Origin of the sequence: Piscinibacter sp., assembly GCF_050175855.1 — a bacterium.
GTDB lineage: Bacteria > Pseudomonadota > Gammaproteobacteria > Burkholderiales > Burkholderiaceae_C > Piscinibacter.
Window position 1 is genome coordinate 1 of sequence record NZ_JBFXIO010000335.1, and the last position, 5,749, is coordinate 5,749.

Annotated in this window: 8 protein-coding genes; 5 read left to right on the forward strand and 3 right to left on the reverse strand. The window is 66.2% G+C overall.

Going from position 1 to position 5,749, the window contains the following annotated elements; genetic code table 11:
• Together tnpC and AB7U92_RS20625 are read left to right on the forward strand one after the other, a co-directional pair.
• Positions 1–686 (forward strand): IS66 family transposase (gene tnpC, locus AB7U92_RS20620; protein WP_428581388.1); only part of this gene is annotated, 686 nt, incomplete at its 5' end.
• A gap of 1,082 nt (positions 687–1,768) precedes the next feature.
• Positions 1,769–2,635, forward strand: a complete 867-nt coding sequence (locus AB7U92_RS20625; RefSeq protein WP_428581391.1) for a phage integrase N-terminal domain-containing protein — start codon at positions 1,769–1,771, stop codon at positions 2,633–2,635.
• Between the two features lie 67 nt (positions 2,636–2,702).
• On the opposite strand, the gene AB7U92_RS20630 is transcribed toward AB7U92_RS20625, so the two are convergent.
• Together AB7U92_RS20630 and merR are read right to left on the reverse strand one after the other, a co-directional pair.
• The gene (locus tag AB7U92_RS20630) at positions 2,703–3,035 is read right to left on the reverse strand and encodes a YnfA family protein (RefSeq protein ID WP_428581394.1); all 333 of its coding nucleotides are present in this window, start codon (positions 3,033–3,035) and stop codon (positions 2,703–2,705) included.
• A complete protein-coding gene (merR, locus tag AB7U92_RS20635; RefSeq protein ID WP_428581396.1) occupies positions 3,035–3,442 on the reverse strand; it encodes an Hg(II)-responsive transcriptional regulator in 408 nt (135 codons plus the stop codon). The genes AB7U92_RS20630 and merR overlap by 1 nt, the downstream gene beginning before the upstream one ends.
• Positions 3,443–3,514: 72 nt before the next feature.
• Between merR and merT the strand changes: the two genes are divergently transcribed.
• The 3 genes from merT to AB7U92_RS20650 are packed head-to-tail and all read left to right on the forward strand — an operon-like array spanning position 3,515 to position 4,404.
• Positions 3,515–3,865, forward strand: a complete 351-nt coding sequence (gene merT, locus AB7U92_RS20640) for a mercuric ion transporter MerT (RefSeq protein WP_428581399.1) — start codon at positions 3,515–3,517, stop codon at positions 3,863–3,865.
• A gap of 12 nt (positions 3,866–3,877) precedes the next feature.
• Positions 3,878–4,165, forward strand: coding sequence for a mercury resistance system periplasmic binding protein MerP (gene merP, locus AB7U92_RS20645; protein ID WP_428581402.1), 288 nt, complete (start codon positions 3,878–3,880; stop codon positions 4,163–4,165).
• Entirely contained in the window at positions 4,162–4,404 is a 243-nt protein-coding gene (locus AB7U92_RS20650; RefSeq protein ID WP_428581405.1) for a GDCCVxC domain-containing (seleno)protein, read from the forward strand. The genes merP and AB7U92_RS20650 overlap by 4 nt, the downstream gene beginning before the upstream one ends.
• A 153-nt stretch (positions 4,405–4,557) precedes the next feature.
• On the opposite strand, the gene AB7U92_RS20655 is transcribed toward AB7U92_RS20650, so the two are convergent.
• Entirely contained in the window at positions 4,558–5,622 is a 1,065-nt protein-coding gene (locus AB7U92_RS20655) for a DUF932 domain-containing protein (RefSeq protein ID WP_428581408.1), read from the reverse strand.
• Between the last annotated feature and the right edge of the window lie 127 nt (positions 5,623–5,749).

A 5,749-nucleotide genomic window follows, 5' to 3' on the forward strand; every position in this document is an offset into this window, starting at 1 on the left:
CGGCGATGGCGTTGTACGCCGGCATCCGGCCCGATGCGGTGCTGATGACCGACGGCTACGAGGTCTATGACACCGTGGCCCACGCACACCAACTCGTGCACCTGGGGTGCTGGGCCCATTGCCGGCGGTACTTCCACGCGGCGCTGCAGGCGTTGCCCAAGGATCAGCGCACTGCGGATCAGTTGGCCGCGCGGTTCATTGCACTGATCGGCAAGCTGTACCACGTCGAGGCGCAGGCCCAGCGAGACGGCGCCGACGTGAACGAACGCGCACGCCGGCGCGAACACGAAAGCGTGCCCGTGCTGGAAAAGATCGAGGTGTTATTGGTGGCCAACCTGCACGCCGTGCTTCCCAAGAGTCTGTTGGGGCAGGCTCTGCATTACCTCGGCTCGCAGTGGGGCAAGCTCGCACGCTACGTCACGGATGGCCGCTATAGCATCGACAACAACGTCCAGGAGAACGCGATCCGGCCGTTCTGCGTGGGACGGCGCAACTGGCTGTTCGCCGACACGGTGGCCGGTGCCCAGGCCAGCGCCAACTTGTACTCGCTGCTGCAGACCTGCCGGGTCAACGGCATCGACGGCTACCAGTACCTGCGTGCACTGCTGATCGCACTGCCTAAGGCTGCCAGCGCTGATGACTACGCCGAGATGCTGCCCTGGCGCCTCGACTTGAAAACTGTCTGAAGGGCGGTACCCCCGAGGAGTCGGCGAGCACAAGGGCGTGGTTTATTGACCGCTTACCTCGATCTCCTGCGAGCGGACGACAGTACCGTGCGCAAGTCGCAGCGTATGGCCTCAGCTTGCCGCGTGTGAACGTCTAGTCTGGCGGCGCCGGTAACGCGATCCGACATTTCAAGCACGCTTATCCACGGCCGCGCGATCGGCGCCTCACACGCAAGACTCGCGCGGCGGTGGGTAAGCCGCCTGCACGAACCGAGTGCTATCCGGCCGTCCGCAGTGCTGACGAGACGTTGGCGAATGCCTGGCTGGCCGACGTGTGCCTGCCGCAGTCGACCACTGCGGTTGCGGTACGGAAGACGTTGGCGCAGGATCGCTCCCGCCTACGCTGGCTGAGTCAGCCCGTTTGATGCCCGACAGCGCATCGCCCCTGCCCGCATCCGTGGGCGCATACGCCGGCCTCATCTCCTGAAAATCGGCGGCCGCAAGGTCTGGAGATACGCGTCAGGCTTCGGACACGAAGCGCCTGCCCTGCCCCAGTCGAGCATGCGGGACCGTAGCGGCATCAGCCGAGACGCCACTGCTGCAATCACGCCCGCGCCCTGCCCGAGCACCACTGCGCCAACCGCGTCGTCACTACGCGGCGCCAGCCAGTAGTGACGACGCGCACGCTGCCCCAGCGCACGGGCGTTTTGCCGGGGCTGTCGCAAGTGACGCCCCACGTGACGGGCTCCCATGCGCGTCAGGACCTCTGACCGTGCAACGCGGTCTGCACCCGCCCGCTCCCCGCGGGCCATGTCAGCCATGGCGCCAACCGGCGCACCCCGAGCCTTGGGGCAATGGCTCACCCGATGGATCGCCTTCCCGCAGGAAGCGCCATCGACGCCAATGCCGCGTGCCGCGGCGGCCAGCAGCAACTCGGCACGAAACGGGAGTGGTGTCCCGCGTCCCTCGTAGTTCCCGCAACGCCCAGGCGTTCGGGACGGACAGAAACACTGACCTGACCGACGACACACCAGCGACAACGAAGCATCTCGCCCCAGGGGCAACCGACAGGAACGAGGACGGCACCCGACAGCAGCAATCGAATGCGTAACCTGAACTACGAGCTGAAGCAGCTGTGCCGGCGCAACCGCGACGGCAGCTTCGCGACCCAGCGCGATCGCGAGCGCGTGCTCGACCTGGTGGCGAGTCAGCTTCACGAGATGGGCTATCGACACATGGCCGCAGCAAGCCTCAAGCCCAAGCACGTCGAGGGCCTGGTGGAGCGATGGCAGTCGGAAGGCCTTGCCGTGGGCACGATCAAGAACCGGATGGCAGAGCTGCGATGGTGGGCCGAGAAGATCGGCAAACAGAACGTCATCGCCCGCGACAACGACCACTACGGCATCGGCAATCGACAGTACGTCACCAACGTCAGCAAGGCGCGGCAACTGACTGGGGGCGAGCTCGCCAGGATCACGGATCCGTACACGGCGATGTCGCTGCGGCTGCAGGCGGCCTTCGGGCTGCGGCGCGGGGAGTCGATCAAGATCCGTCCGGAGTGGGCCGACCGCGGCGACCGGCTGGCGCTCAAGGACACCTGGACCAAGGGTGGGCGGCCGCGCGAGATTCCGATCCGCAACGCGGAGCAGCGCCAGGTCCTCGACGAGGCCAAGACACTGGCCGGCAGGGGCAGCCTCATCCCGGCCGAGCGAAGCTACGTCGAGCAGTTGCGCCGCTTCGAGTATCAGTGCGCGGCGGCCGGCGCGCACCGCATCCACGGCCATCGCCACCAGTACGCGCAGACCCGCTACCGCGAGCTGACCGGATGGCCGGCGCCGGCGGCCGGCGGGCCGCGATCGAGAGACCTCACGCCCTCGCAGCGCGAGGCCGACCGCGAAGCGCGACTCACGATCAGCGAAGAGCTGGGGCACGAGCGCGAGCAGATCACGGCGGTCTATCTCGGCCGATGAAATCCTCGATCGAAGGGTTGGGCGCCTGGGTGTCGCGCCTCTCCGCCCGAAGTGTTGCTGCTCTCGGTCACCGCGCTTCTGGCTGCAGCGCGATGACTGCCATGCCTACCAGTGCAATGCTCGCGCCGACAAGATCCCAACGCGTCAGCGTGACGCCATCGACAAGCCAGAGCCACACCAGGGCGACCGCGATGTACATGCCGCCGTATGCGGCGTACGTACGGCCGGCCGCGCTCGGGTGCAACGTGAGCAGCCAGGCGAACAGGGCCAAGAAAGCCGCGGCCGGAATGAGGAGCAAGGCGCTCCTGCCCTGCTTGAGGACCAGCCACGGCAGATAGCAGCCGACGATCTCCGCCACGGCGGTCACGGCGAACAGGCCCGCGATCCTCAGCAGTTCCATCACGCGGCCTCCTGCAGCGATGCGATCAGTGGACAGCTGACCCGGCCGCGAACGGCCGAACATCGCGCCACCAGTCCCGCCAACACCGACTCGATGCGCTGCAGGTCGGTGAGCTTCTGGCGCACGTCCACGAGCTTCTGTTCGGCCAGTTGTCGCGCTTCGCTGCAGCGTGCGCCGTCTTCGAGCTTCAGCAGTTCGCCGACTTCCTCCAGGCTGAACCCGAGCCGCTGCGCGGACTTGATGAACCGCACGCGCGCCAGCTCCGCCGCGCCGTACCGGCGGATGCTGCCGTAGGGCTTCTCCGGCTCAGGCATCAGGCCCTTGCGCTGGTAGAAGCGGATCGTCTCGACGTTGACCCCGGCGGTTTCCGCCAGGGCGCCGATGGTGGCGCCGGTCTTGTCGTGCATGGGCCTTGACTCCGTACTTATGTACGGAAGTAAGGTTACACCCCGGATCACGTTGCGCGGAAGGACTACTCGATGGCTGAACCCACGCAGGGTCGCGGTGCCCTGTTCGCCGGCGGGCTGGCCGCGATTCTTGCTTCGACCTGTTGCCTCGGGCCGCTGGTGCTGATCACGCTCGGATTCTCCGGCGCATGGATCGCCAACCTGACGGTGCTCGAACCGTATCGGCCGGTCTTCATCGGCGCGGCGCTCGTGGCCCTGTACTTCGCATGGCGCCGTATCTGGCGCCCCGCAGCGACATGCCAACCGGGCGAAGCCTGTGCGTTGCCGCAGGTGAAGACGACCTACAAGGCACTGTTCTGGCTGGTCGCCGCGCTCGTGGCGATCGCGCTCGGCTTTCCCTACATCGCCCCCTGGTTCTATTGAAAGGACAACACCATGAAGAGAGCATTGCTCGCGTTTGCCACCGTCGTCGCGATGTCCGGTCCCGCCTGGTCCGCACCCAAGACCGTCACGTTGTCGGTGCCCGACATGAACTGTGCGGCCTGTCCGATCACGGTCAAGAAGGCGTTGGGCAAGGTGGCCGGGGTCGCCAAGACCGAGGTCAACCTGGACAAGCGTGAGGCAACCGTTACGTTCGACGACACCCGCACGACTGTGGATGCGCTGACCCGGGCGACACGGGATGCCGGCTATCCCTCGACGCTCGTCGGGAGCGCCAAGTGAGCGAGGTCATCCTGCAATCGACCCTCACGTGCCCGCAGTGCGGCCACGCGAAGACGGAGACCATGCCGACGGATGCGTGTCAGTGGTTCTACGAATGCGAGCAATGCCGCACCGTGCTGAAGCCGAAGCCGGGCGACTGCTGCGTCTACTGCTCGTACGGCAGCGTGCCTTGCCCGCCAATCCAGCAACGCAGCCATGGAAGCCAGCACTGCTGCGCGAGCGAAACAAGCGTCGACTGAGCCGGTAGCACTGTGTTCGCCGCACACGTCCGTCAGCACTGCTGACAGACGAAAAAATGCCCGGGCAACCGTGAGGCTGCGCCGGGCGAGCGGGAGGACTTCAATCAGGGGCAGCAGTCCCGAAGCATGCCGGTGGCAGTGCTTCGGGGGCTCTCAGGCGGCGTGGGCCAATTCCTTCCAGTCGCCAGGGGCCAGCTCGATGAGCTTGCCGCCCAGTGCCTCGAACTCGGTGGCACGGTCGTAGTCGTCGACGTCCTGCGAGAAGTGCGTGACGGCGTTGACCAGGCCGTAGGCACTGAGATCGCCTTCGACGATCAGGTGCCGCAACACGCCGGCCCGCTCGGTGTCGTTGAGCGTGTAGCGGTTGGCCAGCACCTCGACGGACTTCACCGGGTCGCCGGTCAGACGGATGTCGCGCGTCTTCTGCAGCTTCTGCGCGACCTGGCGGAACGTGGCTTCGGAAACCGCAGCCTCGACCACATCCCGCACCTTCAGGAAGAAGGCCCGGTCGTCTGCGGCCAGGGTGTCGTCCCTGAACACGTTGACCGACTCCGCTTCCGTGGTCAGCGAGCGCCCGACATGCGTCTTGCGCAGCGCGTGGTCCGATGCGATCAGACCGTTCTTGCACACCAGCCGGTAGATCAGCGGCTGCACCGAGAGCGTGCCGCAGCCGACCTCCGAGTTGGTGATGACGATGCCGGCCTGCACGATGTCGCCGGGTGCGACCTCGAACTCGACGCGAGGCGTGATGACCTTCAGGTACATCTTCGTCTCGGTCAGTTCGACCGATTCGAAGCGGGCACCTTCCAGCCGCTGCAAGATCGGCAGGACGTTCTCCGCAAGATCGAAGTTGTCCAGTCGGCGATAGCGGTCCGACAGCACCGCCCTCACCTGCCCGTCCAGCGTGCGGATCATCCGGCGGTCGCCGTCCGATTGAAGCCAAGTGTTGACGTTGCGGTCGAGCAGTTGAGGCTGCTCGGTGCGCATGCGCTCGAAGTAGGCGAACGGGATCTTGAGCTTGTCGGCGAGCTGCCGACGCGCCAGACCCGTGACACCGTATTCGCCGTCTCCCTGGCGGGAGTCGACGATCAGCTTGAGGCTGCCATCCTCATCGGTACGGCACTGCAGGAAGGACGAAGGCACGACCAGGTCGCGCTTGGAGGAGATCTGGCGCTCGAGTTCACGGGCCAGGTCGACGAGAGAACGTCCGCTCTTCATGGTGAGACTCCAGAGAAGTTGCAGGTACGGCCCCCCGCCATGCGGGGATGCACATCCCCGCTGGGGTGAAGAACCAGACCGGGGAATCCCGATCCGGATGGGAAGCGCGACGGGTGTCGCGCAGGGT

What these genes read in the sequence shown, in the direction of transcription:
- merR (WP_428581396.1), bottom strand. Translation starts at nt 3,442, where the DNA reads ATGCACGACAAGACCGGCGCCACCATCGGCGCCCTGGCGGAAACCGCC.
- AB7U92_RS20625 (WP_428581391.1), top strand. Translation starts at nt 1,769, where the DNA reads ATGCGTAACCTGAACTACGAGCTGAAGCAGCTGTGCCGGCGCAACCGC.
- merT (WP_428581399.1), top strand. Translation starts at nt 3,515, where the DNA reads ATGGCTGAACCCACGCAGGGTCGCGGTGCCCTGTTCGCCGGCGGGCTG.
- AB7U92_RS20630 (WP_428581394.1), bottom strand. Translation starts at nt 3,035, where the DNA reads ATGGAACTGCTGAGGATCGCGGGCCTGTTCGCCGTGACCGCCGTGGCG.
- merP (WP_428581402.1), top strand. Translation starts at nt 3,878, where the DNA reads ATGAAGAGAGCATTGCTCGCGTTTGCCACCGTCGTCGCGATGTCCGGT.
- AB7U92_RS20655 (WP_428581408.1), bottom strand. Translation starts at nt 5,622, where the DNA reads ATGAAGAGCGGACGTTCTCTCGTCGACCTGGCCCGTGAACTCGAGCGC.